Raw genomic sequence first — 26,995 nt, forward strand, 5'->3', positions numbered from 1 at the left:
AATCGCGACCAACGGGAGCGCCAACCGAAGGGGTATACAAGTCACGAAGTGACCGCCGCCCGCGCAGGGCGTATTTAAACCCCAGATCGATGAGCCGGCCGCACCCCACAAACAATCTCATATGCAATCGTCCCCGCCAGCCGCGCATGATCCTCCGCCGTCACGCCATCCCCAAGCACCACCACCTCATCCCCCAGCGCCACGCCTTCAATCCCGCTCACATCCACAATCGTCAGATTCATCGACACCCTACCCACAATCGGCGCCTTCTCCCCCCGCACCATCGCCCACCCACCAGCCCGCGCATTCGAAGCCGAGAGCTCCCGCCGCACTCCATCCGCATACCCCACCGGCAGCAGCGCCAACCGCATCGCCCGCGGCACACAATAGATCCCGTTGTATCCCACGGTATCTCCCGCCTCCGCCTCGCGCAGCCCAATCACCCGCGTCTTCCACGTCATCACCGGCTGCAGCTTCTGCCGCACCTCACTCAAACCCTCACCCTCAATCGGCAAGCAGTACCCATACAACGCAATCCCCGTCCGCACCATCGACCGCGCCCCCACAATCTCCGCCACCCCTTGTAGCCAAGCCACATTCCGCACCCCTTCGTTGTCGATCGTGGAAGAGTTCCCCGCATGCACCCACGACGCCCGCAGATCCGCAGCCTGCACCACACCAATCGCCTCCTCGAACCGCCTCCGCTGCAACACCGTCTGAGCCGACCCAGCCACCTCCGACGAAGCAAAGTGCGTCATCACTCCATCCACCCGAATCCCCGACTCCCCCCGCACCCACGCCACCAACTCCTCCAATTCGACCCCGACGGCCACCCCCTGCCGCGCCATCCCCGTATCAATCTCCACATGCACCCCCACCGGCCCCATCCCCAGCCGCTTCGCCGCCTCGGCCAACCACTCCATCTGCTCCCGCAGCCAAACCACCGGCGTCAACCCCAGCCGCACCACTTCCTCCGCATCCTCCCGTAGCAGCCCGGACATCACCAGGATCCCCGGCCGCTCCCTCCGCGCAACCCCCGCCACCTCGAGCGCCTTCTGCACCGCCGCCCCTTCGGCGACATCCGTCACCCCGAGCCACTCCGCCCCTGCCCTTACCAGCACCGGAGCACAAACAGCCGCCCCATGCCCATAAGCATTGGCCTTCACCACCGCCAGCACCGCGGTATCCCCACCAGCCGCATCCCGCAGCAGCCTGTAGTTCCCCGCCAGCCGCCGCTCTGAAACCTCCACCCAGCTCTTCACATCCCTATCCTACCGTCGCCACCCCCTCCCGCAGATACCTCCTCAAATACCTCTTGTTCCCCATCGCACCCCGAGTGTGATACAAAGCCACGTCTAAAGAAAGCACACACCGTCGCGAACTTTCCCAAGTCCGCGACCTCTCCAAGGGGTCCGTTCGTCGCCATGAAAATGAATAGCCGTTCAGTCCTGCTGCACTCCAGCCTCGCCGCAGCCCTCGCACTCTCCCTCACCGCCTGCAACAACGACAGCAGTAGCAGCAGCGCCTCCAAGCAGCTCGCCGCCCTCCAGGCGCAGCAGGCAAAGAACGCCGGCAACTTCTCCAACACCGTCTTCCTCGGCGACTCCCTCACCGCCGGTTTCCAGAGCGGCTCCCTCCTTGACACCACCCAGGTCCACGGCTGGGCCCCCGTCCTCGCCGCTCAGGCCGGATTCAACATCATCCAACCCCTCATCGCCTACCCCGGCGCCCCCAACGTCCTCCATCTCGACTCCCTCGGCCCACCGCCCGTCATCACCCCGGTCGCCGGAACCTCCACCGGCCGCGATAACTTCGCCACCCAGGTCACCGACCTCGCCGTCCCCGGAGCCTTTCTCAACGACGTCATGAACACCATCCCCGAGGTCAACCCCGCGCCCGGCAGCCAGGCACAACTCAACCAGCTAGTCCTCGGCTTCCCCGGCCTCGGCTACGGACAGGCCAACAGCCAGGCCACCTTCGCCGTAAACGCTCAACCCACCACCATCTTCCTCTGGATCGGCAATAACGACGCCCTCGTCGCCGACGAAACCGGCATGCCCTCCACCATGACCTCGGTCGCCAACTTCACCAGCCAATACCAGGCCCTCATCACCGAACTCACCACGATGGCCCCCGCCCACCTCGTCATCGCCAACATCCCCGACGTCACCAAAGTCCCCTACCTCACCCCCGCCGCGCTGGTCCTCGGCGAAGTCTCCGCCGAAACCGGCCTCCCCGCCTCCGCCCTCAGCCAGATTCTAGGCATCGTTCCCGGCGACCTCGTCAACCTCGCCGGTACCACCCAGATTCCGCTCATCCTCAAAGGCCAGCAGCAGGGACCCATCACTGACGCCGGCTTCCTCTCCGCCGCCGAGGTCGTCACCGTACAGGCCCAGGTCGCAGCCTTCAACCAAGTCATCGCCGCCCAGGCCAAGGCCGCCAACGCCACCCTCGTCGACATCAACGCCCTGTTCAACACCGTCTCCGCGAACGGCCTCACCATCAGCGGCTACACCGGAAACTCAAGCTTCCTCGGCGGCTTCTTCGCCCTTGACGGCATCCACCCCACCAACGTCGGCTACGCAGTCATCGCCAACACCTTCATCGACACCATGAACGCCGGAATCAACACCAAGATCCCCGACATCCCCCTCGCTCCCGTCGCTGCCACCGATCCCTTCTGGCCGCCCAACCTCGCAGCCCAGGTAGCACCCTCCGCCCGCCCAAGAATCATCCCAGCCAGTGCCGGAAAGCCAATCTCCGCGCTCCTAAGCCCAAAGAATTAGACACTGGAGAAGAAAAGAAAATTCCCGCGCGGCTCTATGGAGACAACCATCTCACCGCAGGCAATCAGGCCGCACGGCTTGCTGCTAATCATCCTTCAACATAGTCTGTGTGGATGAAAATCTTCGCCGTCCTTATGCTTTTTGCATCAGCTATTGGGGTAGGAATTCTGTCAGCGCAAACACCGAGTGCGACAGTTTCGCCGGGCGCATTTGTGGAGGTCGATGGTTCACGGCTCTACTACGAAGAGTGTGGAAGTGGACCGAAAGCTGTCATCCTGCTCCATGACGGTGTCGTCGATTCAGCCGTCTGGGATGATGTATGGCCAGCGTTTTGCAAACAATTCCATACCATTCGTTTTGATCGACGGGGCTACGGTCGTTCACCCGCCACGAAGAAGCCCTATATCGAAGCCGATGATGTCGCGACTCTCCTTCATGATCGCAAGGTATCTCAGGCCGCTCTGGTGGCCAGCTCGCATGGCGGCAATATTGCCATGAGCTTCGCTCTGCGTTACCCCGCACAAGTGAGTGAATTGGTGCTCGTAGGTCCTGAGGCAGAAGGTTTTCCGTACTCTGAGCACTTTGTGATGAACCAGCTTGCATTTCAGAACGCGAAGGACCAAACGGAAGTACGCGTTCAAAATACCTACTTCATCGTGCCGGGGAATGATGCTGCCCGAGAGCATCTTCGTAGACTGCTCAAAGCTGCACCTCAGGACCATGATCACGACGACATGCCACTGCCGGAAAAACCAGTCTTCCCTTATGTGCAACAACTTCGCATGCCCACGTTGATTCTCATCGGCTCCGGCGACATAGCAGACAATCAGGCTGTGGCTGGGGCCTTGGTGATGGCAATACCCGGAGCTGCTCGCGTCGTGGTTCCCGATACCGGCCATCTGATGTACTTGGAAAAACCCGAAGCCTTCTTCTCCTTGGTGAGCGGATTTCTCCAATCCCATGACTTCTGAGTACAGATTGCTTACGGGTATAGGTGCCGAAAACCTGTCAAGCCCCGAAAACCGATATCAGCCATAAAATGAGCAAGATACGTGTGGCGCATGAGTTACGCCCATTCCGCTATCATTGAAACAGAGAGAAAAAGAAGGCCCCCGCGACCAAACCGCTGGGGCCGTCCTTTTGTCCTTCGCTAACCCTTTTAGAAAGACGAATTTACCTGTAACCCATTTGAATGGGCGAATTTACAGACATCAAAAATCGCAAATAACTCATTCAAAGCAAGTTAAAGGGGATAACCCCCCAGGGGGCACCCCCCGGAAAGCATCAGCCATGCGCAGATCTACCCAAATCCCGCCCTCACGAACTCAAAGGACGGACAGGGCTGATGCGCCCATCGCGCAACGCAAACAACTCCCCCCGCCAAACCACCGTATCGCCGGCGAAGCTCCACGCCCAGAAGCCCAACCCAAAGAAGTCGCGCAATGGCAACAGCGAAAGGTCGCGCAGAACCTGCTCATCGCCCAGCACCCCCACGCCCACCGACAGCGCCACCGCCACACGAGCCAGCAGCACAACACTCAGCAAAGAAAAACTCCAAAGCGCCAGCCCGCTAGCAACACAGGTCATCACCGCCCACGGCAACGCGTAGGTCACGCCCAGCCCCAGATACCCCAGCTTTCGCGAGTCCCGAGTCGACCGCGCCCAGCGCAGTTGATGGTCCCTGAACCCGCGATAGTGATACTCCGGCACCGTCGTCTCCACCACCTCGTTCGAAAGCTCCACGCGATATCCAGCCGCCGCGATACGCGCGCCCATCTCGTAGTCATCGGCAAGATACTCCGCCAGCGGTTCCAACCCTCCCGCCTTCGCCAGCACTCCCTTGCTCGTAGCAAGCGTCGAGCCCAGCCCAAATCGAATCCCGCCTTCGAGCCTTCGCGCCGTCAGCACCCCCGGCAGAAAATCGGTCGAAATTCCCAAAGCCTCGAGCCGCGACCACACCGTCAGCGCGCCACCCTTCTCTGCAGTGCGCCCGATATACGGAGCCGTCACCATACCAACATTGGCGTCCGAAAAACACTGCATCACCCGCGCCAAATACTTGGGAGACACGCGAATATCGCTGTCGTTGATCAGCACATGTTCATACTTCGCCTCGCGCAGCATCTGCACCAGGTTGCTCACCTTGCCCGAGGTGCCCAGTCGCTCCCGGCACTCCACCAACCGGATTGCACAGTCAGGAAACTCCGCCTGCAGCCGCTCGATCTCACCCACCGCGGGATCGTTCAGGCTGCTCACACCAAAGACAATCTCAAACTTCCCCGCATACTCCTGGCGGCAGTGGCTCACCAGCCCCGCATACATGCGCTGGTCCACGCCCTTCACCGGCTTCAGAATAGTGACATCGGGCGCAAACCCGGCGTCGACACTCTTCCGCTGCCAGTAATGTACGAAGTTCCGGGTTCCCCACAGCGCCAGCAGCAGATAAGCGAGCCCGGCAAGGGTCAGCAGTGTCGTGATCGCCTCAATTGCAGTGGCCATCTAAGTAGTCTACCGAACAGTCTCGCGTTGCCTGGCTTGAGTACGCCCTGCGCGGGCTGCGGTCACTTCGTGACACGTATACCGGCTTCGCCCTGGGCCTCCCGATGGTCGGCGAAAATATCTCTCCGCGACCAACGGGAGCACCAACCGAAGGGGTATACAAGTCACGAAGTGACCGCCCCACGCGCAGTGGGCAGTGACCCTACTCGTACCGCAGCGCTTCGATCGGGTTCAGGTTCGCCGCCTTCCAAGCCGGATAAATCCCAAAGAGAAGTCCGATCCCGCACGAGCAGCAGAAGGCAAGGGCAACCCACAGCGCCGACAGCATCGACGGAAAGAAGAGGTGCAGCACCAAAGCGATCGCACTGCCAATGAGTACGCCAATGACGCCGCCAACAGCACACAGCGTAATGGCCTCCAGCGTGAACTGCGCGAGGATGGTCCGCTTGCTCGCGCCGATCGCCTTGCGCACCCCGATCTCCCGCGTTCGCTCCGTCACGCTGACCAGCATAATATTCATCACGCCGACCCCTCCCACCAACAACGCCACGCTGGAGAGAGCAAACAGCAGCAAAAACAGGCCGCCCGTGATCGTTGTCCATAAACGAGTCAGCGAATCGGTTCCAAAGATCGCGAAGTTGTTCGGTGCCTCGTTCTTCACCTTCCGCCTGCGCCGTAGCAGCTCCTCTATCTCATCCTGAACCAGCGTCTTGTTCTTTTGGTCATCAAACTTCAGGCTGATCCAGTAGTCCAGTATCTCGGGGTGGATCTTATGGAACGTAGTCACCGGGAAGAACGCCTTGTTGTCCTCCGGGTTCTTGCCTCCCCCAAACGCCTGTTTCTGTTTTTCCATCACACCCACGACGGTAAACGTCATGCCCGCAATGGTCACATCCTGGCCCACCGGATCCGTCGGGCCGAACAGCCCGTCCGCCGTATCGATCCCCAGCACGACAACGTTCGCCGCCCGCTCCACGTCGCTCTCGTTAAAGAAGCGTCCATCCTTCAAGTTGAGCTCATACACATCCTTCACGCTCGCCGTGTCACCCTCAAGGGTCGTCCCCTCCAGGATCTTGCTGCCGTATTTCACCGCTACCGTGCCCTCCACCCCGCTGTTGTCCCGATATTGCAATCCCGGCGTCACGGCCAACACATGCGGCAGATCCTTCATCGCCATCGCATCTTCATAGGTCAACTGCTTCCGCGTCAGCATCTCTGTCGTAGGCCGCACCCCAATCACCGGAAACCGGAAGACCCAGATCACATTCGTCCCCAGCGACTCCACCAGGCCAGCCACACTCGAGTTCAATCCATTAATCACCGACGAGATGATAATCACCGTCATCACGCCAATCACAATTCCCAGAATCGTCAGTCCGCTGCGCAGCTTGTTCGCCCGCAGCGTATCCAGAGCCATCGTTACCGTTTCTTTCGTATCGGCGATCCGCATCAACGACCTCCCTGCTCCCGTGTTTCACTCCGATCTCAGCGCCACGATCGGATCCAGTTGCGCGGCCTTTCGCGCCGGATAGACACCGAAGAAGATTCCCGTACCGGTGGCCATCACCAGCCCGGCAATGACGCTCCACAGCGCAATTGTCGAAGGAAATCCCGCCAGAATCGTAATCACCTGCGCCACCAGAATTCCTCCGATCACGCCGAAGACTCCGCCGACCAGCGCCATTGTCCCTGACTCGATCAAAAACTGCATCAGGATGTCCTTTGGACGCGCGCCGAGAGCCTTTCGGATGCCGATCTCGCGGGTCCGCTCAGTCACGCTCACCAGCATGATGTTCATAATGACGATGCCGCCGACAACCAGCGAAATCAGCGCCACAGCCCCGGCGACAGCCCCAAACGACCGGGTCACGATGCTGAAGAATCCCACCAGCGTATTGTTCGTATCCAACTCAAACGAATCCTCGGCTCCCGGAGCGTCATGCCGGCTCGATCGCACCAGAACCCTCACCTCGTCCGCCGCCGTCTCCAGCACCGGTCCAGCCTCGCCCGCCTTCACATAAATTATTAGCGTCTTCGCCGTCCCATAGCTCTTCTGAAACGCAGTCAGCGGCACGGCGACCCAGTTGTCCTGGCTCGCACCAAACGTGCTCCCCTGTTTCTCGCTGATCCCAATCACCGTGTACGGCGTGCCGTCTACCCGCAACTCTTGTCCCAGCGGATCCACTCCAGCAAAAAGATGGTCCTCAATATCGGTCCCGATGATCGCCACATGCGAGGCATGCTCCTGATCCGCCTCCGTGAACCCGCGCCCCTGCATGATGTTCAGGTTCTGCAGCGAAGGCATCTGCCACGTATAGCCCCGGATGCTGGTATCGGTCGTGGACTCCGTCCCACGCACGATCTTCCCTATCACGGTCTGCTGTGCGCCAATCCCGACGCAGTGCCTGCAGTTCGCAGCCACATATTGAAAGTCAGGGTAGAGGATGTTCTTGCGCTTCTGATACCGCTGATAGTCCTCCGGGCTAGTAATGATCTGCGGCATCTTCGAGACTGTGAAAACGTCCGCACCATAGCTGGCGAACTTTGTCGTGACGTAGGTGTTCGCGCCGTTGACCAGCGTCACCACGGCGATCACGCTGGCCACGCCGATGACGACGCCAAGCAGGGTCAGGACAGAGCGAAGCTTGTTCGCCCAGAGCGACTGCAGCGCGATCTTTACCGCCTCTTTGAATTCCATAGCCTTGTCTACCTTGGGTACGCTAGAGACTATCAGCCAGGGAGTCTCCAAAGCGAGATTTCCCTTGCCTCTCATACGCAATCGAGCTGGGTTTTGTTCGCCCAGTGAGAGAGGTGCCTGTTTTTCACCTCCAAAAAAGTGCCCGTCCTCCATCCAGCCGCCCCTCCGGCATTCGAGTGAGAATTGTTCGCGCGACCCAACAACCGGCAGCGGTCAGTTTGATGTGAACGACTCAACTTGCCGAAAACCCGACTTTTCAGACAGGGTCCGCCTCACCTTTCCGGATAGCCGGTTTTACGGCCAGTTGCCCAAAACACAGATCGATCTGAATAGTTCGATGAGCGCAATGGCCTGTTCTTGCCAATTGAGATTCAACTGCCGATAGGCCGACTTTTGTCGTTCCTGATCATTTATCGGTTCGGCTGCGAATGCGGGCGATCAAGTCTGCTAGCCTCTTCTTCCCATCAGGATCAGGATCTTCACTCTTATGCCCGCAGATGATCATCCCCTGTGCTGCATACTGCTGAAGAAGGGTTATCGTATCCTCATCGCCAATCTTGACCAGTGTGGTCTTCACAATCAGTATTAAATCTCGGTTCACGGAAGGTCGAGGCTGAGGCTGCGTGGGACGTTGTCCCGGGCGGGTGGGAGGCTCCTCCGAAAAATCGAACTGTGGGCTCCCATTACATCGCAGGTCGTCAATCAATAACGGGATTATTGGTTTCGCCCGAGACTGACCGAGCCAGACAAGTACAGTACCAGAATAGACGCTGCACGCCACTTCAGAATGGTGGGTGCGATCCAGGTCGAAGGCCAGGGCGTCCCACGCATCTTTGTGAGGCTCCAGATCCAGCATCAGCATACCCATCGCTGCTCTCAGCGTGACACCGCGGGAGCAACCAGTAGGTGCATCGGAAACATAAACCACGTACGAAAGGAAGACCGACTCCGGCTGCGTGCTGGCCAACGCCTTTCTCAACTCGGTAGTGATATCGGTTACGCGAACGACCTGAAGAATCTCGTCCTTTGCCTTATGATCTACTTCGAGCCAGCACAGTACAAGGCGCGACTGGCGGTAAGGATCGGCGGTAGCCAGAAACTGATGCATCGCCTTATGCCCCGCTTCGCCGCCACCCTTCAGCAAAACCCGGATGATTCCCTGCGCCTTGAAGCTTTGTGAAAAATCGAGGTTCTTTCCCAGCTCCGCAATTAGCCGGGAGATCCACTCCGGCGATAAGGGAGTTTCCTTCGACATCACACCGACCGCATACTGGTTCCCAATCGTTACCTCGTAGAATATGGCCTCCGAAAGCCGCGGATCCTCTACTCCTGACCGAACCAGGCTGTACATCGCTCGTTCGTTGATTGACGGTGGAGTCCCCAGCAATCGAAAGAGAGCAGCTTGCGCATCCTTGTCTTTGGGGAAGCTGCCCAGAGCGTCAATTGACTGGGCTTGCACAAGAGGCTCGATATCGTGCAGATCGACCAGGAGATTCGTAACCGCATCCTTCGAGGTGGGTTTCAACCGCTCAATGGCTTGTATAGCGTTCAGCTTGATCTGGTAAGAAAAATCGAGCGCAGCTGCAATTACCGCCGACATCGCGGCGCTGTCGGTCGGAGCGCTATCGACCAGCACCTTAAGAGCATTGAGCCGGACCGTGTAATTAGGATCCTTCATCTCCTGGACAAAGCGAGCGGTGACCGGATCGACTGGCGCGGCTGGCTCGATCGTCTTCCGATTAGGCGGTGGTGTTGCTGTGGTTGTACGCCGAAGCAAAATGTTGAGAGGAATCTCCTCCGACGCGGCAAACTGCTGATCGTAAGCGGCGTAACCTGCCTTCTCCACGCGAATGTGTACCAGGTCCCCTGGAGGGACCCCTTCGATTAGGAGCCGGAAGAATCCCTTACCATCGGTGATTTCGCTCTGCTGCGCAGTATCTCCCGACGCACTGACAGTCGCCCCGGCAACAGGGTTTTTGGTTGTTGCATCCTGAACGGTTCCTCTTAATTTGGTGACTTTGTCCTGCGCGGCAACGCAGGAACCTAAAAGGAACCAGAGGCAAACCGAGCGTGGGAGCGTCTTGATCATTTTGATGATTTCACTTAGGCCGCATCTGCAGAATCAGGGCGTGGGTGGGAGGAATCACTGACTGATCTACTTTGAAATAGCCGTTTTTTGTCACCGAGAGCCGAACGGGATCCCGATTTATTCCGGGCAATGCAATTCGAAAGTTGCCGGTATCTTCCGAGGTGAAACTGGAACTCTGCCCGTCAATTACGATGGTAGCTTGGCCAATCCCCATATTAGTTGACTGATCCACCACCGTTCCGGCAATGACCAGCGCTTCATCAGGTGCGGCAGCGACGCCGTCGGGTGCAGGTTGACTCCTATGCAGAATTGCTGTCGACCAGGCCCAGCCGAGAATCCCGAACATCGCAATACTCCACGAGAGGATTGCAATGTTTCTCAAAAGTCGATAGGCATCCCTTTTGGTAAGGGTCGGAAAAACGTTTTTACGAAGAATCTCGCGATACAAGAACAGGATCATCCCAATGGCCAATCCGGCCAGCCCCGCAATGCCTCCGAGTGTCCGAAAAATCTGGACTTCCATTGATCCCCGCCAAATGTCGTGATTTTACAATCAAATAGGCAGCGGTTGACTGTTACCTGCTGGGCTGTGAGAAGCCATTTACTGCGATGGGGGCCTGCCTGTTCGACGCGGCCTTGAATCGGCAACTTCCGATAGTACATGGTACAAGCTCAGTTGTTGCTAAATCGCCGATGCACTCATCAACAAATGAGATCAAGGCTAGTTGCCGAGTGGTCGGCTTGTCGGACAAGTGACGTCCGGTAGTTCCTTGAAAACGGGGGCTTCGGCAACTTCGACTATCTCGGACTCTAAGCTGCCCACCACCCAACAACCGGTGGGATACACTTATACCTGCAGGCGGCTGGATGATCGCTGCCGCCTTCACCCAAAAGGTGTTTGGCGGGGGAGGAAAGTCCGAACTCCGCAGGGCAGTGTGCCGGATAACGTCCGGGACGGAGGTTTCAAGACCTCTGGACGGCAAGTGCAACAGAGAATGAACCGCCTCAGGTTGGTGATTTACTTCGGTAAATCCGTTAGCGGCTTGGGGTAAGGGTGAAAAGGTGCGGTAAGAGCGCACCGCGCGGCCAGTAATGGACGCGGCAGGGTAAACCCCACACGGAGCAAGACCAAATAGGCAGGGATCTCGCCGCTCCTCTTCAGGCGGCGTGAGCGTATCGGCCCGATGCGCCCAGGCGGAGAGACTCGAAAGAGAGCCGAAACTTGCGGGTAGGTTGCTAAAGCGCCGCAGTAATGCGTCGCGTAGAGGAATGATCGTCTAAAACAGAATTCGGCTTACGGGCCGTCTGCAAACCTATGGCCTCGAAATCGCTCAAACGGTTTCGGGGCCGTCTCATTTTCCTGCGTATTTTTTTTGGATGTGGTGGAGAGGCGTTTTTGCTGGGTTTTTTGCGAATTATGGTTGCGTAATGTGGTGTTTTGGATGGTGAAACGTGGTGACGTTGTGGTGTTTTGCGTGGCTGGAAGAGCACGCTTTTGGGCGACGAAAAATACGCCAACTTTTTGAGATTTATTTTTAGCGGATGGCGGCCATGGCGGCGCGGAAGAGAGTTTCGAAGTCGTGGGCGGCGTTGGGGTCCTTGGTGATGGCAGTTTCGATTGCTTTCTGAGCGATGGGGCGGGGGTAGCCGAGGTTGACCAAGGCGGAGAGGGCATCGTCGCCTGCGGGGCCGTGGTGTGGGCCTCCGGTGGTGGTGGGGATGGCGGTGGCGAGGTCGTCGAGTTTGTCTTTGAGTTCGAGGACTACGCGTTCGGAGGTCTTTTTGCCGATGCCGGGGATGCGGGTGAGGGTGGCGTGATCGCCGGAGCGGATGGCGGTGATGAGACGGCTGGCGTCGATGCCGCTGAGGACCGTGATGGCGAGCTTGGGGCCGATGCCGGAGATGGTCAGGAGCTTTTCGAAGAGGCGCTTCTCCTGAGTTTCAGAGAATCCGAAGAGGGCGATCTGGTCTTCGCGGACGTGGGTGTGGATGTGAAGCGTGGCTTCGGTGCCTTCGTTGGGCAGCGCGGAGAAGGTGGCGACGCTGATGGTGACGTCGTAACCTACGCCAGCGCACTCGAGGATGGCTTGATTGGGAGTCTTTGAGAGGAGGCGTCCGCGAAGGTGGGCGATCATGCTGTTGGTGATTGTAGCGTGTTGGTTTGGGTTTGTTCGGTGGTGCTGCATTAGCATGTTGGCTTATGAAGACTTTCTCTGTGCGGCGTTTTATGGCGACCTGTCTGCCATTGCTGGTATTGGTGGCTTGTTGTTTGCGTAGCGGTGCTCAGGAGAAAGGAGAGCCGGGGAAGTTCGACTTCTATCTGATGAATCTTGCGTGGGGACCGGAGTTCTGTTCGGTTCCGGGGGCGGGTTCGGAGTGTAAGGCACCACGTGGATTCGTGCTGCATGGGTTGTGGCCGCAGAACTACAACGGATCGTATCCGGTGAACTGCGCGGAACGTTCGGGGCCGTCGCACCCTGAGCTGAATTTAGATATCACTCCCGACCTTCCGCTGCTGGATCATGAGTGGAAGAAACATGGGACGTGTACGACGATGTCGCCGGAGGAGTTCTTTGGGTTGGAACATCAGGCGTTTCATTCGGTGAGGATTCCGAAGAAGCTGCGTGATCTGAAGCACGAGGAGCCGTTGAGGCCGAAAGATATCCTCCATTTGTTTGCGAAGGCTAATCCTTCGTTCCCGCAAGGAAGCATCGTTGTGAGTTGCGCGAAGGAACGGCTGACAGCGGTTGAGGTTTGTCTGGCGAAGGATGGATTGTTGCCGATTTCTTGTCAGGGTCTGCACGGATGCGATTCGGAGGCCGTGAAGATTTTGCCCACTTCAAGAGAGTGATCGCGTGAACCCGATATTCATGAGAACCCTTTCAAAGAGGTAGAACTTCACACATGAAGAGACAGGACATAGTTTTTCTAGCAAGGATTCTCGTTTTCGTAACTCTTCTGACACATGGAGTGAGCGCTTTTTCTGCTCTGAAACCGCCCAGCCCTTATATCGATGTGGGGGCTTGTCCTTTCGAATGCTGTGTCTATCGGAAGTGGCTTGCAGAGAGAACAGTGGTGGTCTTTGACCAGCCCAATGGCAAAAAGGTCTCTCAACTTGCGAAGGGAGAGTGGGTTCAGGCGCTAGATGGTGCAACATATTCCATACCGTTGCGGATTGTTGCGAGCCGTGATGTTCCAGAGGCCAGTATTCATCCAGGGGATGTTTTCTACGTTCTTCATTACGAAGGGGAGTCTTATTGGCTGATCTGGTTTAACGGGAAGACTTACGATGCGGAGGCAGGAGACAAACGTCAACCGAAGACCACGTGGTGGGTCCGGGTTAAACGAACGGATGGATCAGTCGGTTGGGTTAAGGCAGGCGGCGGCGCCTTCAGTAATCAGGACCAATGCGGTTCAAGCCCTTCAGCTAATGTTTCCCCCTAAGATCAACACCAAGGGCTATAAGGTTTGCAGATAGCTTAGAAGGTTTTTGAAGTAGAAGGCTTGGTCGTCCCACATGCAGAGATGGCTGCCGTCGGGGCAGATGAAGGAGGATGCGTTGGGCATGAGGGTGGCCATCTTTGTCATGTCCTTGGGGTCCATCTCGTCGTAGCGTGCGCCGATGGTGAGGGCTTTGGTTTTGATCTCGTGCAGGCGGTCCCAGCGCTCCCAGTCTTTGAGGTTGCCGGTGACGACGAACTCGCTGACGCCCTGCATCTGGTTGTAGATCTTTTGATTGGAGTGGCGGAAGGCGCGGTCGACGGGCTCGGGCCAGGGTTTGGTGCGGCAGATCATCTGAGGGTAGAGCTCCGTCATCATGATCTTTTCGTATTCGGGGGAGTCGTAGGCGTTCTTTGCTTCGAGTGCTTCCAAAGTCCTGAGAGAGGTTGGGGAGAGAAGCTGGTGCTTCAGTTTGGCCGTGCGCTTGAGATAAGACTGCGTACCGGCGGTCATGTTTGAGATGACGAGGCCCTTGAGGTGCTGCTGGTATTTGAGGGCGTACTCGATGGCGAGGATGCCGCCCCAGGAGTGGCCGTAGAGGACGAACTGATCGAGCCCGAGGCCGCGACGCACCTCTTCGACTTCTTCGGTGTAGCGGGCGAGTGTCCATAGGGAAGGGTCGTCGGGCTGGTCGGAGTTGTTGCAGCCGAGTTGGTCGTAGTAGTAGATCTCGATGCCTGCGTCGGGCAGGAAGGACTCCATCGCTTCGAGATACTCGTGACTGAAGCCGGGGCCGCCGTGGAGCAGCAACACCTTGGTGGAACCGCTGCCGAGCCGCTTGGTCCACACCTTGTACTTGCCTTGGACGACAGGAACCATACGGATTCCTGCAGTGCGGATACCCTGCGGATTCAGAGTGTCTCTAGGCGGCGCGGTGTAGCGAGACAACTGCGGGGTGGAGACAGATGCCAGGGCTTTATTGCCAGTCGCGGTGGCTAGTACGGATGCAGCGGTTGAAGCCAGGAAACTACGACGATTCACGAACGCCCCTTGAGTTGATTTCGCGGGATGATTGTGTGCGATTCAACGGTTCTTGTTTGAAATCATATCGAAAGTGGGATTGGGTAGACGGGCTCTGTTCTCGGAAGTGGCTTCGGTACGATAGAGTTGTGTGCTCGAGATGGTAAAGAGAGAAGAAGATATGAAGGCAGAACGTATCAAGGTTACGGTTGGGGTTTGCGGGGGGATTGCGGCCTATAAGTCTGTGGAGCTGGTGCGGCTGTTGCAGGATGCAGGGTACGACCCGCATGTGGTGATGACGGCTGCTGCGGAGAAGTTTGTGACTCCGCTGACGTTTGCAGCGATCTCGGGGCATAGGGTGATTACTTCGTTGTGGAGCGAGGAGGCCGGGACGGGTTCTGCTGAGGAAGATCCCGAGGCCGAGCATAGCAGCGTGGAGCATATACAGGCGGCACAGTCGACGAGGCTGCTGGTGGTGGCTCCGGCGACGGCGAATATGCTGGCGAAGTTTGCGCATGGACTGGCGGATGATTTTCTTTCGACGATGTATTTGGCAACGACGGCTCCGGTGATTGTGGCTCCGGCGATGAATGTGAATATGTGGGAGCATCCTGCAGTGCAGGCGAATGTGGCCACGCTGCGGGCGCGGGGCGTGAAGGTGATTGAGCCGGGGAGCGGGTATCTGGCGTGCGGGATGGTGGGGGGTGGACGGCTGGCTGAGCCTGCGTCGATTGTGACTGCGGTTGCGGAGATGTTGGCTGAAGATGCGAGAGATGACGCAGGGCAGCAGGGGCGGCGGGATTTTACCGGCGAGGTGGTGCTGGTGACGGCGGGTGGGACGCGGGAGCCGATCGATCCGGTGCGGTATATCGGGAACCGATCGAGTGGACGGATGGGATATGCGGTCGCGGAGGCGGCGATGCGACGGGGGGCGAGAGTGGTGTTGATTAGTGCTCCGACGACGCTGCCTTGTCCGGCAGGTATTGAGGTGGAGCAGGTGGTGAGCGTGGAGGATATGCGGGCGGCTGTGATGGCTCAGCTGAACGAGGCTACGGTGGTGGTGATGGCTGCGGCGGTGAGTGACTATCGGGTGAAGGATGTTGCGGACCGGAAGATGAAACGCGATGGGGCGCAGGCGATTTCGTTGGAGCTTGCGGGAACGGTAGACATTTTGCGCGAGGTGGTGGGGCGGCGGCGGGATGGGACGCTGGTGGTCGGGTTCGCGGCGGAGACCGAGGATGCGATAGCGAATGGGCGCGGCAAGCTGGAGCGTAAGGGCGTGGACGCGGTGGTGGTGAACGATGTTTCGAAGGAAGGGATTGGGTTCGATTCGGAGCAGAACGCGGGGAGCTTTTTGACGAAGGATGGGATGGTTGAGTTTCCGGTGATGAGCAAGGCGGAGATGGCGGAACGGATCCTGGACGAGGTGTTGAAGCTGCGGGTCGGGACTGCTCATTGAGGAGATATCTTTGGGTGTGCGGTGGTGGTGTGGGGCACAAATCGTGGCGGGCGGTGCATTCGGGGCGCGTCAACTAGTAAACTAACGGCACATGAGTTTCCGCAAAGCAGTTCTCCTTCTTGCCTCCGTTGCCGTTGTCAGTACCGCCTCCGCTCACGCACAGTTTGGCGTTTATGGCATGTTCACCGTTGACCGGCTGAGCAATATTCAGTCTTCGCCTCTGGCGCCGCCGCCATTTATAGATGGGAAATCTGCGGCGGTCACCAACACGGTGGATCCACTGGGTGGGACGGGCGGAGTCTACTACGACTTCAAAAAGGTTGGACCGTTCACGCTGGGGGCGGATTTGCGCGGCACCATTCTGACGACCAAGCGAGGCGCAGACGTCAACTTCAACGCCAGTGGAACGCGCATCTACTCAGTACTCGGAGGGGTTCGCGGCGTCATTCATACACCGAAGAACTGGCTTAAACCTTATATTCAAGGTTCGGTTGGACTTGGTCGGAGTGACTATGGTCTCTCGAATACCACATCCACCGGCCAGGATATCCTTTACAACAACTTTGAATATGAGGGATTGGCGGGGCTGGATATCAAGCTGCTGCCCGTCCTTGACTACCGCGTCGCCGAGTTCGGCTATGGGGGTCTTGATCCCTTCGGCAACAATAGCCATAACTATCCGATCAAACAGGTCAGCATGGGCTTCGTGTTCCATCTTCCGTTCTAGTAGCGACGGTTCGCGAGAGAATAGTTCATGCGCGTAGCTCTCTTCGGTGGCAGTTTCGACCCGCCGCATCATGGTCATCTTGCCATCGCTACGGCGGCGGCGAATGCGCTTCGACTGGATTCTGTTTTGTTCGCTCCTGCGGGCCGTCAGCCCCTGAAGCTTGATGGGACGGTCACTTCTTTTGAGGACCGGCTTGCGATGGTCGAGCTTGCGTGCCTTGAGGATTCTCGATTTACGGCATCGGAGATCGATGCGCCCCGGGCCGACGGGTTGCCGAACTACACGGTGGAGACTTTGAGCGAATTAGAGCGGAGGATGCCGGAGGCTAAGCGCTTCAATCTGGTGGGAGCGGACAGTTTCCTGAGCCTGCCGCGATGGCACGAGCCAGCACGCCTACTGGAACTGGCTGAGTGGATTGTTGTGAGCCGGCCAGGGTTCGAGATTGGGAGCCTCTCTTTGTTGGGGCTCGATGTGCATCAGCAGAGCCGTGTACACGTTCTGAACAACGTTCATGAAGATATTGCCGCGACCGGACTTCGCGGTCGACTGGAGACGGGTGATCCTTGTCGCGATCTGATCGCGCCGGCCGTTTTGGATTACATACAGAGCCACCACCTTTACCAATAGCGCGAATCCATTTAGTTTTCGAACGGGAGAGAAACTTCGTTTTTCTCCGAAACTTTCTTGAGCAGAAGTATGTCTGTACAGATGTGCGCCTAACCAGCGTCCCTTTTATTTGTTGGATCCATTGCACTCGCAAGAGCAGAATTGTGATATTTGATGACAGAATTTTTGACACTCCCCGCCCTTCCTACCTTTCGCGATCCTGCGGGCAGCGTCGAGGTTCGTCCTGACGGAGCATACCGGAGCATTTACGCTCCTTTCGACACAGAGATTCTCGCCTTCCTGGAATTGCCGCTCGCGTCCGAACTGGTCGCGCAGGGACGGCTTGTAGCCAGCGAGATCGTTTCGGGGACAGATGCGGAGACGCTGGTGCTGCGCCATCCGCGCATTTCGTTTCAATCCTATCCCTGGGAGTGGAGTCCGGGGATGTGGCTTGCCGCGGCGGAGCTTACGTTGACTCTGTGCAGCGACCTGGTCAAGGACGGTTGGCAGCTGAAGGATGCAACGCCGCTGAATGTGCTGTTTCGAGGAGCACGGCCGGTCTTCGTCGATGTGCTTTCCATCGAGCGTGTCGATCCGCACCAACCAATCTGGCTCGCCTATGGCCAGTTCGTTCGGACGTTTCTCTTGCCGATGCTGGCTCACTCACGTCTGGGATGGCCGCTGCAACTTTCGCTGACGCGCCGCGATGGATATGAACCGGAGGAGGTCTATCCCGCGCTCTCGTTGGCTTCGCGGATCACGCGACCTGCGCTGTCAGCTGTCACGCTCCCTTCTCTGTTGGCGAAGACAAAGAAGGGAAGTTCCGGCGCGGTTGCAACGCGATCGGTAAAGGATCCCGGTCTTGCGAAAGAGATTCTGCTCAGGACGTTGAAAACTCTACTGAAGCAGATGCGGAAGGTGACACCGGCTCATCGCTCCTCGACCTGGTCGGATTATGCTGAGACCGCGAACCACTACAGCGACGACGATCACGAGGAAAAGCGAAGGTTTGTGAGGGTCGCACTGGGGAAAGCACGGCCTTCGAAAGCGCTCGACGTGGGTTGCAATACGGGGGTTTACTCAAACCTGGCGGCAGACGCGGGAGCCGAGGTGGTATCGATCGACACCGATCTGCAGGCGGTCGATCGTTTATTCGCGGGTCTGAAGGTGAGCGGGAAGAACATTCTTCCGCTCTGTGTCGATCTTGCACATCCTACCCCGGCGGCTGGTTGGGAGAATCGCGAGAGCGCGTCCTTTCTGGATCGCTGTGTCGGCCAATTCGATACCGTGATGATGCTTGCGGTGTTGCACCATCTACTGCTTCACAACCAGATACCAATGAAGAGTGTCGCCGCGCTCTGTAGCAAGCTGACCACGCAACACCTGATCGTGGAATGGGTGCCACCGACGGATCCTAAATTTCAGGAGCTTCTCCGGGGCCGTGCGGCACTCTACGAGCACATTACCGAGGCATCCTTTCGCGAGGCCTTCTATGACGACTTCTCAGTCTCTGAGGAGCTGACTCTGGCCAATGGTCGAATCCTCTTTCACCTTCGAAAGAGATAGCGCGGGCTTCTGCATTGGCTTGAAACCCGCTTGTTGCGGAGCGGGAGCTCGCCCGTCTGAGAGATACGAGGTCGTTATCGTCCGCGTAAAGGCTGGCTTCTGGAGGCGCGACCCGCTACCATGGAAGTCCAAGGAGTCTCATGCCCTCAATTGAAAGTAACCAATTGCTGCTCGCCGCCGCGGCCGCGTGTGAAGACAAGAAAGCTGAAGATATTCGCATTCTCGCGCTGGATCCGGCCGAGAGCGGCCTGACCGATTACTTCCTGATCTGCAACGGAACCAATGAACGGCAGAACGTGGCGATCACAGATGAGATCGAGCTTCGCCTGAAGCGCGAGTTCGGTGTTTATCCCAACTCTGTCGAAGGGCGTCGCCAGGGTGAATGGATCTTGATGGACTATGTCGATTTCATCGTTCATGTGTTTTCGGCCGAGAAACGCGCGTTTTACGGTCTTGAGCGACTGCGAAAATCAGCGACTACGATCAGTGTGGCCGATCTTGATGCAGAGGTAGCCGCCCGTATCAAGGAAAGTCGCGCCAAGACGACGGTCAAAAAAGCGGCTGTGAAGGTCGCGGCTAAAAAGGCTGTTAAGAAGGCTATTGTGGCCGCTCCCAAAAAGGCAGCGACTAAGAAAAGCACCTCGAAGAAGACGGTGGCCAAAGCTCCGGCGAGAAAGACGCCAGCGAAGAAAGCTCCAAAGAAGTGATCTCTTGATGCTCGATCGATGAGCGGTAGATTCTGACTAAGTATGAAGATCACGCTCGCAGCGGTTCTATCGACGCGATCGCTCCCCGAGGCCGGGGGACGGTGGTTCGACGACTATGTCAGCCGCATTGCTCGATATACTCCTTGCGAATCGCAGGCGTTTGAATCGGAAAAGGCGCTGCTTGAGTGGATCGAACGGCAGCAGGGTCGCACCCGTGCCTATGCGATTCTGTTTGACAGTCGCGGGCGGCAGTATAGCTCTGAGGAGTTTGCCGGTCAGGTCGGGCGGCTTCGTGATGAGGGAACCCAGCGGGTGGTATTCGCCATCGGTCCGGCGGATGGATGGTCTGCTGCGGCCAAACAGCGCGCCGATCTTCTTCTCTCCCTGGGGCTCATGACTCTGCCCCATCAACTGGCCAGGGTCGTTGTGGCCGAGCAAGTCTACCGCGCCTTTACCATCCTGGCAGGCCACCCCTATCATTCAGGTCACTGACTTTAGAGACTGGTGTATCTCTACTCGTCAATGCGAGCGTCTTTGGCCTTGCGAGGTTTGGCGGTCATCGTCTCTGCTACGCATTTCTCGGAGACGCGTTGTGGATTCGCGCATTTACCGGCGGCCGCGCGAGTGAATGCACGATAGAGCCGGTCCACGTCGACCTGGCCTTTGCGTCCCTGCGCCTCGAGGGCAGAGTGCATGGCGGATAGCAGCTCCGACCTGAGCTCATGGAAGACCTTGTCGATATAGATGTACGGCAATTGACCTCCGCGGCCTTGTGACCCACGATACATGGACGGAGCAGAATGTTGCGCGAGGTATCTGTTGCCTCCGCTTCACTTGGGCCGAGAATCGTCTTCGGGAACTGTTTGAGAAAGCCTTCTGGTCGCGAGAGTGGTCGTCCTAAATGAGGAAACTATTAGCGTCCATCCCACAATAGATAACTCTTTTGTGTAGGTTTAGCGCGGGTTTTTCTTTATTCAGGAAGCTTCCATGGCCTACGCTGGTGCAGGCGCACATTTGCGCTCCAGGAGCCTTCCCCATGAATAAGTCGATCCGCAATCTCGCTCTCACCGCCGCCGTCCTCTTCACCACTGCTGTTCCCTCGTTCGCAAATATCATGGGCACCAATCCGCATCCACAGTTGGTGTCGGTTGGTATCTCGCTTGGTGACTACGCAAGTATCGTACTGTCCCTCTCCGGGCTGTAAGATCGTTTCGGTGATTCTACCGAGGCAGGAATGAATTTATCGGCTCTCGACAACCTATTGTGGGCGGCGGGCTTCCTCGGGCACGTCGCCCTGCTCTTCGTGTTGCTGATTAGGCGTCGCTGGGAGCAGTTTCCTATTCTGACCTGCTTTGCTGCTTACGAAGCAATGGTCACGATCACGCTCTTTCTTGTGTCGCGACATGGCAGCCAACACGCCTATGCTGTCACCTATTGGATTTTTGGTGGTGGCGACATTTTGTTTCAACTCGGTCTGATCTTCGAGATCTCACGAGTCGTGCTGCGCCCGACAGGAAGTTGGGTACGTGATGCGCGCTCCTCGTTTGTGATCGCGGGAGTGATCGGCACGGCCATTGCTATCGGGCTTTGCCTGGCGGTGAAGCCGCTTGCGCACTCGACCCTAGGGATTTGGGAGGTTCGCGGGAATCTTTTTACAGCATTTCTGGACTGCGAACTCTTCCTCGCGATGCTCTACGCAGCAAACAGGCTTGGGCTGGAATGGCGGAACCATGTAATGGCATTGGCTCAGGGGGTAACTGCCTGGGCCTTTGGGGCGTTGGTGAGCGATCTGGCGCACATTGTCCTGGGTTGGACACGCGAGTTTCATGTGCTAGATTATTCCCTTTCTTTTCTGTATGTTGCAGTCTTGTGCTACTGGATCATTTCTTTTTGGAGACCGGAGACTGTTCGAGCGCCTTTATCGGAAGAAATGAAAGATTATCTGGTTGCTCTTCACAGTAGAGTGCAGTACGATCTACAGCAGGTCACTCAGACCCGCGATCGCACGTAACCCATATGGCCCCTATAGTCATTACCGCCCTGGTTACTGTCCTGTTAGGTGCTGCGCTCCTGCATTCCTATTTGACTGCCAGACGACTGGCTCGCTGTACGTGGGATGAGTTGGTGGGCCAGCTTCATCGGGTTGAGTCGAAAGGCGTGATGACGGTGGCGCTGAACCACCTCGTGCCGCAGAAGGATGCTCTCAATCTGGAGCCCGAGGAGATGTGGAATCTTATGGGCGGCCTGGAGGGGGTTCAGCGTATGCGCGAGAATGGCCGGATCTTGATCGCGCTTGCTTCTTATGTGGAACGCTGGAACTTTGACGAAGGCATCATCATCGCCGAACGTATGCGCCGCGATGGATTGCAGTTGCGTCGTGCAGTTACTCAGATCATGCTAGCGACCTTCTTCGGCAGACAAAAGATGCGGGTTCCCTTCTATCTTCACGAAGTGGCTTCTTCGTACTACCTGATGCGGCAGAGGCTTCTTGTTCTGTATGAGACCAATCATGCCGGCCTCTACTCTCGCCTCGCCGAAGCGCTCTGATTCCAACTCAACGACCACCGCACCGCGCACCCTGTTCAGTCGTTACAATAGGCAGGGCGACGGTCGAAAGGGCATGCAAGGATGAGTTGGTTCAAGCGCGAAGATAACGAGATCGTCAACGACTCGGAGAAGACGGTTCGTACCGAAGGTCTGTGGATTCGTTGCCCCGACTGCGGCAAGATTCTGTTCAAGGCGGAGCTTGAGGCCAACCAGAAGGTGTGCTGGCACTGCGGTCATCACTTTCGGATCGATGCTCGCACGCGTATCGAAAATCTCCTCGAGCCGGGCTACGAGCTGGTCGACCTGGAACTTCGTTCTACCGATCCGTTGAACTTTACCGACTTGAAGCCCTACAAGCGGCGTCTTGCCGAGGCGCAGAACAAGACGGGCCTGAATGATGCGATCATCAATGCAGTTGGACAGCTTGGGCCACATAATGTTGTTTTGAGCGTGATGGAGTATGGCTTTATTGGCGGAAGCATGGGAGCGGTTGTGGGAGAGACAATTGCCCGTGCGGTGGACCGCTCGCTGGCTACACGCAATCCGTTGATTATTGTTGCGGCGTCGGGCGGTGCTCGAATGATGGAGGGGATCGCTTCGCTGATGCAGCTGGCGAAGATCTCTGCCGGGTTGGGGCGGATGGACGATGCGAAGATTCCGTACATCTCCGTGATGACCGATCCTACGACCGGTGGCGTCACCGCGAGCTTCGCGATGCTTGGTGACCTGAACATTGCCGAGCCTGGAGCGCTGATCGGTTTCGCGGGGCCTAGAGTCATCGAACAGACTATTCGGCAGAAGCTGCCGGAAGGTTTCCAGCGCTCTGAGTTTCTGCTGGAGCATGGATTCCTTGATGCGATTGTTTCGCGCAAGGAGATGAAACAGTACCTGTCGCAGACCCTGAGCTGGATGGGTTCTTAGGCGCGACTGGTTCATCTTTGTCTGAATATTTTCCCGTTGGGATGCGAATTCATCGCTGATGCGACATGTCTTGTAAGGATGTCGCTACACTTAAAGCGAATGCAGGCCGTAGTTCCATCCCGTACTGCTCTTCGCGTGGCGCTGCGTCGCGCAGCGCATCAACTCTATGATGCGAAACCCCTCGTCCTCGACGATCCAATCGCAGTCGCGATCCTGGGAGAGAGATATGCCGAGGAGCTGCGGCGTACGCCGATCCGTCCGGATCGGCCTTTCTCTATTGCTCTGCGTGCATTTATTGTGGCGCGCAGCCGCTATGCAGAAGACATGCTCAGAGATGCGGTGGCACTGGGAGTTACTCAGTACGTTCTTCTGGGAGCGGGCCTCGATACCTTCGCGCATCGCAATCCTTACTCCGATCTACGGGTCTTTGAAGTCGACCATCCTGCAACACAGAGTTGGAAGCGGGAGTTATTGGCTGAAAGCACACTGTCTTCGCCCAAAAATCTTGTGTACGCTCCTGTCGATTTTGAGACACAGGATCTGCCCACGCAGCTGCGTGCTGCTGGCTTTGATTCGGAAGCCGCCACCTTCTTTGCATGGTTGGGGGTTGTGCCCTATCTGACCCACGGGGCTTTTCGGTCAACATTAGATTTCATCGCCTCCCGGCCGCGCGGTTCGGGTCTTGTTCTCGATTACGCACAACCTCGATCGGCACTTCCATTCCGCGAACAGCTGGCTTACGACTCCCTGGCGTCTCGGGTTCAATTAGCGGGGGAACCGTTCCAACTATTCTTCACGCCGTCTAAGATCGCCGCAGAACTCGATGCTTTTTACAACCTCGAAGATCTTGGCTCCCCCGAGATCAACGCGCGTTACTTCGATAGTCGAGCGGATAATTTACGGGCGCTCGGCAGCGCCGGAAGACTGCTGAGCGCGTGGCTGTAAGCTTTGATGGCCGACACGGTTTTCGCGCCACATTGATAGAAGTAGTCTGCGTCGGCGATTATGTCTTATGAAGACAACCGACCAGCTGATTCCTTTTTCGAGGATGGTATGACGAAAGAGAGCACCGCGACCCATCGCTGCAAATGGGCTGAGAACGATCCGCTGATGCAGGCATACCACGATGAAGAGTGGGGCGTGCCGGAGCGCGACAGCCGCGTGCTGTGGGAGACGCTGATGCTCGAGGGATTTCAGGCGGGACTCTCCTGGATCACTATCCTGCGTAAGCGCGAGGCCTTTCGCAAGGCCTTCTATAACTTCGATCCTAAAAAGGTGGCGCGAATGGGAGAGGCGGACATTGAGCGTCTGCTACAGAATGAGGGCATCATTCGGTCACGCGCCAAGATTGAAGCGACCATCAACGGAGCAAAGATCTATGTAGCGATGGCTGATGCGGGGGAGGACTTCTCGACCTACGTCTGGAAGTTTGCCGGCAATAAGCCGATTCAAAACAGCGGGCCAGTGCCGGCGAAGACTCCGCTGTCTGAGGAGATCTCTGCGGCACTGAAGAAGCGTGGCTTCAAGTTTGTCGGCCCTGTGATCGTGTACGCGTGGCTGCAGGCTGTCGGTGTCGTCAATGACCACAGCGCAGATTGTTTCCGCCGTAAAGCGCGCTGAGCGGTATGGACTTCGCGGATCGGACTATTGCGCGGCTTTGGCCGCGAGCATTCCCGCGGCGGCCAGATTTGCGGTCAGCTCCTGCGAAAAGCCGTGCCGCCGCTGTAGCCATTCCGGATCATTCCAAGAGAGCAGCACTTTGCCATCGGCTTCTTCAGCGACGAGGATCTTGAGAGGAAGATCGAGCGCCGCGCTGGGCGCCGCGAGCATAACCGGAGTTCCCGCTTTCGGGCTTCCGAAGATCAACAGCTTCGTTGGGTGCATCTCGATGCCTGCTGCGGCAGCCTCGCCGGAGTGATCCACTACGGCAAACAGCTTGACGCCCTTTTCTTTGAGTAGCGCTTCGATTCGGGAGACAGTTTCGTCGACAGAGTAACGGCTGGTACAGGTTTTGATGCCTTCATTGGTCTCCTGGTCAGTCACGGGTCAACCCTCCCCAATTGCGATCGTTGGCGTTAAACCAAGATACCCCCTTGGAAGGGGGCATCTTAGGTTCGCATCGATCGTTCTTTGTGTTTTTATTTCGGTGCGTCTGCTGCGGGGACTGCGTTGGGGTAGATGCCGGGAATTGGTGCGGACATCTGCTTTTGTAGTTCGGGATGAGGGAAGGGCTTGCGCGGCATCATGGCTTCGCGCTCGCTGGTGTTGTAGAGAAAGATCGCTTCGACCACTGCTGCCTGCTCGAGGTCGAGAGCGTGCAGGCGGTCGTAGGTGTCCATGTCGGAGTGGTGGGTTCGCGTCTCGTAGTCCATCGGATCCTGAATGTATTGGAAGCCAGGTAGACCGACTGCATCGAAGGACAGGTGATCGGTACCGCCGGTGTTGCGGTAGGAGATGGTGGTTACGCCAAGATCGGCGAGGGGTGCGATCCACTGTTTGAAGATCGGAGCGATTGCCCAGTTCTCCTGCGTGTAGACACCGCGTACCTTGCCGGTTCCGTTGTCGAGGTTGTAGTAGGCATCGAGCGTCTCCCACTCCTTGGTCGTGGAAAGTGGGCCGCGCTGACGCAAGAAGGCAGGCATGTACGCGGGTTCGGGAACCTTCGGTTCAGCGAAGGTGCCGAAGTGTTGCTTGACGTATCCCAGCGAACCGAAGAGGCCCTGCTCTTCGCCCGACCACAAGGCAATGCGGATGGTGCGCTTTGGTTTGATGCCAAGAGACTTCAGGATGCGGACGGCTTCCAATGCAACGATCGAGCCCGCGCCGTTGTCGGTCGCGCCAGTGCCGGAGATCCAGCTGTCCAGATGGCCGCCAACCATGACGATCTGATCCTTCAACTTTGGATCGGTGCCGGGAATTTCAGCTACGGTGTCGAAGCCATGCTCGTGATCGCCGGTGAATTTTGTCTCGATGTTGAGTTCGAGGGTGACTGGGACGTGATTTTCGATCAAGCGCCCGAGGCGGTTGTAGTGCTCGATCATCATGACCGCGTTGGGAATGGTGACTGCGTTTTCCTTCTTCTGGGCATCGCGAGCGAGGTTCGCTCCGTTGTCGTCGAAGATGATGCCGGTTCCACCGCCGTCGGTGCTATCGCGGCTTGGGGTAATAACGGCCACGGAACCTTCATCTGCCATCATCTTGAGGGCGGCTTTACGGAGATCGGCCATCTTTAAACGCTCGGCGACGTACTTTGCAAACTCGGGCGAGCCCGGAGTGTAGCGTCCGCCACCCGATTCGTAGGTTTCCATCTCCTTCAACTCTGCGTCGGTGTAGCGGTGAAAGAGCGGCTCTGTAATGTCGGGGGTGGGACGCATTGCACCGAGCAGAACGATCTTGCCTTTGAGCGTGCCCTTGTACTTTTCTAGGTCCCCCATCTCCTGCACGTTCATGTAGACGACTTCTCCTGTGACCGGACCATTGGTCGCCGGGGACCACGGGGCAGCCTGTGCCCAGAGAGGTTCAGGATCAGGCGAGACCATTCGCACCCATGTGTTGATCTGCTGCCAGCCCATGCCAAATTCTCCCCAGTCTTCGAGGTGTGCGTTTTCGAGGCCAATCTTTGTCAGGGTGTCGCGTGTCCACGCGTTGGCCTTTGCCATGTTCGGCGAGCCGGTGAGACGCGGCCCGATACCGTCAGCCAATGCTCCACCAAATTCCATGACGTGCGAGTGCTTGAAGCCCTCTTCGCGGATGCGCGCGTACATCGTCAGATCGATGTTCTCGGTTGCAGGCTGCGGTCCATAGTAGGAAGGGGTTTCAATCGCGGTATCTTTAGTTTTTTTATCAGCGGCGATTGAGGGGACGGCGAGACTTGCAATTGCGGCCGTACAACAGCCCCAACGCACAAAAGCACGAGCAAATGACATACT

The 26,995-nt window shown here is 57.5% G+C and carries 27 protein-coding genes and 1 other RNA gene; 17 read left to right on the forward strand and 11 right to left on the reverse strand.

What is annotated here, in order from left to right:
• Positions 1 to 74: 74 nt before the first annotated feature.
• Positions 75 to 1,262 (reverse strand): alanine racemase, encoded by a 1,188-nt coding sequence (alr, locus tag RBB77_RS02355; RefSeq protein WP_353064580.1) that lies wholly within the window; start codon positions 1,260 to 1,262, stop codon positions 75 to 77.
• A gap of 162 nt (positions 1,263 to 1,424) precedes the next feature.
• Between alr and RBB77_RS02360 the strand changes: the two genes are divergently transcribed.
• The gene (locus RBB77_RS02360; RefSeq protein WP_353064581.1) at positions 1,425 to 2,786 is read left to right on the forward strand and encodes an SGNH/GDSL hydrolase family protein; all 1,362 of its coding nucleotides are present in this window, start codon (positions 1,425 to 1,427) and stop codon (positions 2,784 to 2,786) included.
• 134 nt (positions 2,787 to 2,920) lie between these two features.
• Positions 2,921 to 3,757 (forward strand): alpha/beta fold hydrolase, encoded by an 837-nt coding sequence (locus RBB77_RS02365; protein ID WP_353064582.1) that lies wholly within the window; start codon positions 2,921 to 2,923, stop codon positions 3,755 to 3,757.
• 346 nt (positions 3,758 to 4,103) lie between these two features.
• Here the strand turns inward: RBB77_RS02365 and hpnI are convergent, their stop codons facing one another.
• From hpnI to RBB77_RS02390, 5 genes are all read right to left on the reverse strand, one after another.
• A complete protein-coding gene (hpnI, locus tag RBB77_RS02370) occupies positions 4,104 to 5,285 on the reverse strand; it encodes a bacteriohopanetetrol glucosamine biosynthesis glycosyltransferase HpnI (RefSeq protein ID WP_353064583.1) in 1,182 nt (393 codons plus the stop codon).
• 202 nt (positions 5,286 to 5,487) lie between these two features.
• Complete coding sequence (locus tag RBB77_RS02375) at positions 5,488 to 6,735, reverse strand: ABC transporter permease (RefSeq protein WP_353064584.1); 1,248 nt, start codon at positions 6,733 to 6,735, stop codon at positions 5,488 to 5,490.
• 24 nt (positions 6,736 to 6,759) lie between these two features.
• The gene (locus RBB77_RS02380) at positions 6,760 to 7,983 is read right to left on the reverse strand and encodes an ABC transporter permease (protein ID WP_353064585.1); all 1,224 of its coding nucleotides are present in this window, start codon (positions 7,981 to 7,983) and stop codon (positions 6,760 to 6,762) included.
• Positions 7,984 to 8,389: 406 nt separating this feature from the next.
• Positions 8,390 to 10,072: a carboxypeptidase regulatory-like domain-containing protein gene (locus RBB77_RS02385; protein ID WP_353064586.1), complete on the reverse strand. Its 1,683-nt coding sequence runs from the start codon at positions 10,070 to 10,072 to the stop codon at positions 8,390 to 8,392.
• Between the two features lie 10 nt (positions 10,073 to 10,082).
• A complete protein-coding gene (locus RBB77_RS02390) occupies positions 10,083 to 10,595 on the reverse strand; it encodes a carboxypeptidase regulatory-like domain-containing protein (protein ID WP_353064587.1) in 513 nt (170 codons plus the stop codon).
• A gap of 332 nt (positions 10,596 to 10,927) precedes the next feature.
• Here RBB77_RS02390 and rnpB point away from each other — a divergent pair.
• Positions 10,928 to 11,385, forward strand: an RNA gene (gene rnpB, locus RBB77_RS02395) — RNase P RNA component class A.
• A gap of 222 nt (positions 11,386 to 11,607) precedes the next feature.
• On the opposite strand, the gene ruvA is transcribed toward rnpB, so the two are convergent.
• Positions 11,608 to 12,258 carry a Holliday junction branch migration protein RuvA gene (gene ruvA / locus RBB77_RS02400; RefSeq protein WP_353064588.1) on the reverse strand — a complete coding sequence of 217 codons (651 nt, stop codon included), beginning with the start codon at positions 12,256 to 12,258 and terminating at the stop codon, positions 11,608 to 11,610.
• Positions 12,259 to 12,272: 14 nt separating this feature from the next.
• On the opposite strand from ruvA, the gene RBB77_RS02405 reads away from it, so the two are divergent.
• Entirely contained in the window at positions 12,273 to 12,923 is a 651-nt protein-coding gene (locus RBB77_RS02405; protein WP_353064589.1) for a ribonuclease T2 family protein, read from the forward strand.
• Positions 12,924 to 12,976: 53 nt separating this feature from the next.
• Positions 12,977 to 13,516 carry a hypothetical protein gene (locus RBB77_RS02410; protein ID WP_353064590.1) on the forward strand — a complete coding sequence of 180 codons (540 nt, stop codon included), beginning with the start codon at positions 12,977 to 12,979 and terminating at the stop codon, positions 13,514 to 13,516.
• A 15-nt stretch (positions 13,517 to 13,531) separates the two neighbouring features.
• Here RBB77_RS02410 and RBB77_RS02415 read toward each other — a convergent pair whose 3' ends face one another.
• Positions 13,532 to 14,554: a proline iminopeptidase-family hydrolase gene (locus RBB77_RS02415; RefSeq protein WP_353064591.1), complete on the reverse strand. Its 1,023-nt coding sequence runs from the start codon at positions 14,552 to 14,554 to the stop codon at positions 13,532 to 13,534.
• 160 nt (positions 14,555 to 14,714) lie between these two features.
• Between RBB77_RS02415 and coaBC the strand changes: the two genes are divergently transcribed.
• From coaBC to RBB77_RS02445, 6 genes are all read left to right on the forward strand, one after another.
• The gene (coaBC, locus tag RBB77_RS02420; protein ID WP_353064592.1) at positions 14,715 to 15,992 is read left to right on the forward strand and encodes a bifunctional phosphopantothenoylcysteine decarboxylase/phosphopantothenate--cysteine ligase CoaBC; all 1,278 of its coding nucleotides are present in this window, start codon (positions 14,715 to 14,717) and stop codon (positions 15,990 to 15,992) included.
• 91 nt (positions 15,993 to 16,083) lie between these two features.
• On the forward strand, positions 16,084 to 16,719 hold the full coding sequence (locus tag RBB77_RS02425) for a hypothetical protein (RefSeq protein WP_353064593.1): 636 nt from the start codon (positions 16,084 to 16,086) through the stop codon (positions 16,717 to 16,719).
• Positions 16,720 to 16,746: 27 nt separating this feature from the next.
• Positions 16,747 to 17,346, forward strand: coding sequence for a nicotinate-nucleotide adenylyltransferase (gene nadD, locus RBB77_RS02430; RefSeq protein WP_353064594.1), 600 nt, complete (start codon positions 16,747 to 16,749; stop codon positions 17,344 to 17,346).
• Between the two features lie 153 nt (positions 17,347 to 17,499).
• Positions 17,500 to 18,891, forward strand: a complete 1,392-nt coding sequence (locus RBB77_RS02435) for a methyltransferase domain-containing protein (protein ID WP_353064595.1) — start codon at positions 17,500 to 17,502, stop codon at positions 18,889 to 18,891.
• Between the two features lie 164 nt (positions 18,892 to 19,055).
• The gene (rsfS, locus tag RBB77_RS02440) at positions 19,056 to 19,598 is read left to right on the forward strand and encodes a ribosome silencing factor (protein ID WP_353064596.1); all 543 of its coding nucleotides are present in this window, start codon (positions 19,056 to 19,058) and stop codon (positions 19,596 to 19,598) included.
• A gap of 42 nt (positions 19,599 to 19,640) precedes the next feature.
• Positions 19,641 to 20,090 (forward strand): 23S rRNA (pseudouridine(1915)-N(3))-methyltransferase RlmH, encoded by a 450-nt coding sequence (locus RBB77_RS02445; protein ID WP_353064597.1) that lies wholly within the window; start codon positions 19,641 to 19,643, stop codon positions 20,088 to 20,090.
• Positions 20,091 to 20,110: 20 nt separating this feature from the next.
• Here RBB77_RS02445 and RBB77_RS02450 read toward each other — a convergent pair whose 3' ends face one another.
• Positions 20,111 to 20,353 carry a hypothetical protein gene (locus RBB77_RS02450; protein WP_353064598.1) on the reverse strand — a complete coding sequence of 81 codons (243 nt, stop codon included), beginning with the start codon at positions 20,351 to 20,353 and terminating at the stop codon, positions 20,111 to 20,113.
• A gap of 281 nt (positions 20,354 to 20,634) precedes the next feature.
• Between RBB77_RS02450 and RBB77_RS02455 the strand changes: the two genes are divergently transcribed.
• From RBB77_RS02455 to RBB77_RS02480, 6 genes are all read left to right on the forward strand, one after another.
• On the forward strand, positions 20,635 to 20,802 hold the full coding sequence (locus RBB77_RS02455; RefSeq protein WP_353064599.1) for a hypothetical protein: 168 nt from the start codon (positions 20,635 to 20,637) through the stop codon (positions 20,800 to 20,802).
• Between the two features lie 30 nt (positions 20,803 to 20,832).
• Positions 20,833 to 21,609, forward strand: a complete 777-nt coding sequence (locus RBB77_RS02460; RefSeq protein WP_353064600.1) for a hypothetical protein — start codon at positions 20,833 to 20,835, stop codon at positions 21,607 to 21,609.
• Positions 21,610 to 21,614: 5 nt separating this feature from the next.
• Positions 21,615 to 22,145 carry a hypothetical protein gene (locus RBB77_RS02465; protein WP_353064601.1) on the forward strand — a complete coding sequence of 177 codons (531 nt, stop codon included), beginning with the start codon at positions 21,615 to 21,617 and terminating at the stop codon, positions 22,143 to 22,145.
• 81 nt (positions 22,146 to 22,226) lie between these two features.
• Positions 22,227 to 23,066 (forward strand): acetyl-CoA carboxylase, carboxyltransferase subunit beta, encoded by an 840-nt coding sequence (accD, locus tag RBB77_RS02470; RefSeq protein WP_353064602.1) that lies wholly within the window; start codon positions 22,227 to 22,229, stop codon positions 23,064 to 23,066.
• A 78-nt stretch (positions 23,067 to 23,144) separates the two neighbouring features.
• A complete protein-coding gene (locus RBB77_RS02475; RefSeq protein ID WP_353064603.1) occupies positions 23,145 to 24,011 on the forward strand; it encodes a class I SAM-dependent methyltransferase in 867 nt (288 codons plus the stop codon).
• 108 nt (positions 24,012 to 24,119) lie between these two features.
• Positions 24,120 to 24,686 (forward strand): DNA-3-methyladenine glycosylase I, encoded by a 567-nt coding sequence (locus tag RBB77_RS02480; RefSeq protein ID WP_353064604.1) that lies wholly within the window; start codon positions 24,120 to 24,122, stop codon positions 24,684 to 24,686.
• A gap of 24 nt (positions 24,687 to 24,710) precedes the next feature.
• Here the strand turns inward: RBB77_RS02480 and RBB77_RS02485 are convergent, their stop codons facing one another.
• Together RBB77_RS02485 and RBB77_RS02490 are read right to left on the reverse strand one after the other, a co-directional pair.
• A complete protein-coding gene (locus RBB77_RS02485) occupies positions 24,711 to 25,109 on the reverse strand; it encodes a DUF302 domain-containing protein (RefSeq protein ID WP_353064605.1) in 399 nt (132 codons plus the stop codon).
• Positions 25,110 to 25,204: 95 nt separating this feature from the next.
• A complete protein-coding gene (locus RBB77_RS02490) occupies positions 25,205 to 26,992 on the reverse strand; it encodes a M20/M25/M40 family metallo-hydrolase (RefSeq protein WP_353064606.1) in 1,788 nt (595 codons plus the stop codon).
• Between the last annotated feature and the right edge of the window lie 3 nt (positions 26,993 to 26,995).

Source organism: Tunturibacter psychrotolerans (assembly GCF_040359615.1).
GTDB classification, from domain to species: domain Bacteria; phylum Acidobacteriota; class Terriglobia; order Terriglobales; family Acidobacteriaceae; genus Edaphobacter; species Edaphobacter psychrotolerans.

Excerpts from the sequence above, each read along its gene's own strand:
- RBB77_RS02425 (WP_353064593.1), top strand. The coding sequence starts at position 16,084 with ATGAGTTTCCGCAAAGCAGTTCTCCTTCTTGCCTCCGTTGCCGTTGTC.
- nadD (WP_353064594.1), top strand. The coding sequence starts at position 16,747 with ATGCGCGTAGCTCTCTTCGGTGGCAGTTTCGACCCGCCGCATCATGGT.
- RBB77_RS02460 (WP_353064600.1), top strand. The coding sequence starts at position 20,833 with ATGAATTTATCGGCTCTCGACAACCTATTGTGGGCGGCGGGCTTCCTC.
- RBB77_RS02410 (WP_353064590.1), top strand. The coding sequence starts at position 12,977 with ATGAAGAGACAGGACATAGTTTTTCTAGCAAGGATTCTCGTTTTCGTA.
- accD (WP_353064602.1), top strand. The coding sequence starts at position 22,227 with ATGAGTTGGTTCAAGCGCGAAGATAACGAGATCGTCAACGACTCGGAG.
- RBB77_RS02385 (WP_353064586.1), bottom strand. The coding sequence starts at position 10,072 with ATGATCAAGACGCTCCCACGCTCGGTTTGCCTCTGGTTCCTTTTAGGT.
- coaBC (WP_353064592.1), top strand. The coding sequence starts at position 14,715 with ATGAAGGCAGAACGTATCAAGGTTACGGTTGGGGTTTGCGGGGGGATT.
- RBB77_RS02390 (WP_353064587.1), bottom strand. The coding sequence starts at position 10,595 with ATGGAAGTCCAGATTTTTCGGACACTCGGAGGCATTGCGGGGCTGGCC.
- RBB77_RS02375 (WP_353064584.1), bottom strand. The coding sequence starts at position 6,735 with ATGCGGATCGCCGATACGAAAGAAACGGTAACGATGGCTCTGGATACG.
- RBB77_RS02480 (WP_353064604.1), top strand. The coding sequence starts at position 24,120 with ATGACGAAAGAGAGCACCGCGACCCATCGCTGCAAATGGGCTGAGAAC.
- RBB77_RS02455 (WP_353064599.1), top strand. The coding sequence starts at position 20,635 with ATGAATAAGTCGATCCGCAATCTCGCTCTCACCGCCGCCGTCCTCTTC.
- RBB77_RS02435 (WP_353064595.1), top strand. The coding sequence starts at position 17,500 with ATGACAGAATTTTTGACACTCCCCGCCCTTCCTACCTTTCGCGATCCT.
- RBB77_RS02405 (WP_353064589.1), top strand. The coding sequence starts at position 12,273 with ATGAAGACTTTCTCTGTGCGGCGTTTTATGGCGACCTGTCTGCCATTG.
- RBB77_RS02365 (WP_353064582.1), top strand. The coding sequence starts at position 2,921 with ATGCTTTTTGCATCAGCTATTGGGGTAGGAATTCTGTCAGCGCAAACA.
- RBB77_RS02380 (WP_353064585.1), bottom strand. The coding sequence starts at position 7,983 with ATGGAATTCAAAGAGGCGGTAAAGATCGCGCTGCAGTCGCTCTGGGCG.
- RBB77_RS02465 (WP_353064601.1), top strand. The coding sequence starts at position 21,615 with ATGGCCCCTATAGTCATTACCGCCCTGGTTACTGTCCTGTTAGGTGCT.
- RBB77_RS02445 (WP_353064597.1), top strand. The coding sequence starts at position 19,641 with ATGAAGATCACGCTCGCAGCGGTTCTATCGACGCGATCGCTCCCCGAG.
- RBB77_RS02475 (WP_353064603.1), top strand. The coding sequence starts at position 23,145 with ATGTCGCTACACTTAAAGCGAATGCAGGCCGTAGTTCCATCCCGTACT.
- ruvA (WP_353064588.1), bottom strand. The coding sequence starts at position 12,258 with ATGCAGCACCACCGAACAAACCCAAACCAACACGCTACAATCACCAAC.
- hpnI (WP_353064583.1), bottom strand. The coding sequence starts at position 5,285 with ATGGCCACTGCAATTGAGGCGATCACGACACTGCTGACCCTTGCCGGG.
- RBB77_RS02360 (WP_353064581.1), top strand. The coding sequence starts at position 1,425 with ATGAAAATGAATAGCCGTTCAGTCCTGCTGCACTCCAGCCTCGCCGCA.
- RBB77_RS02490 (WP_353064606.1), bottom strand. The coding sequence starts at position 26,992 with ATGTCATTTGCTCGTGCTTTTGTGCGTTGGGGCTGTTGTACGGCCGCA.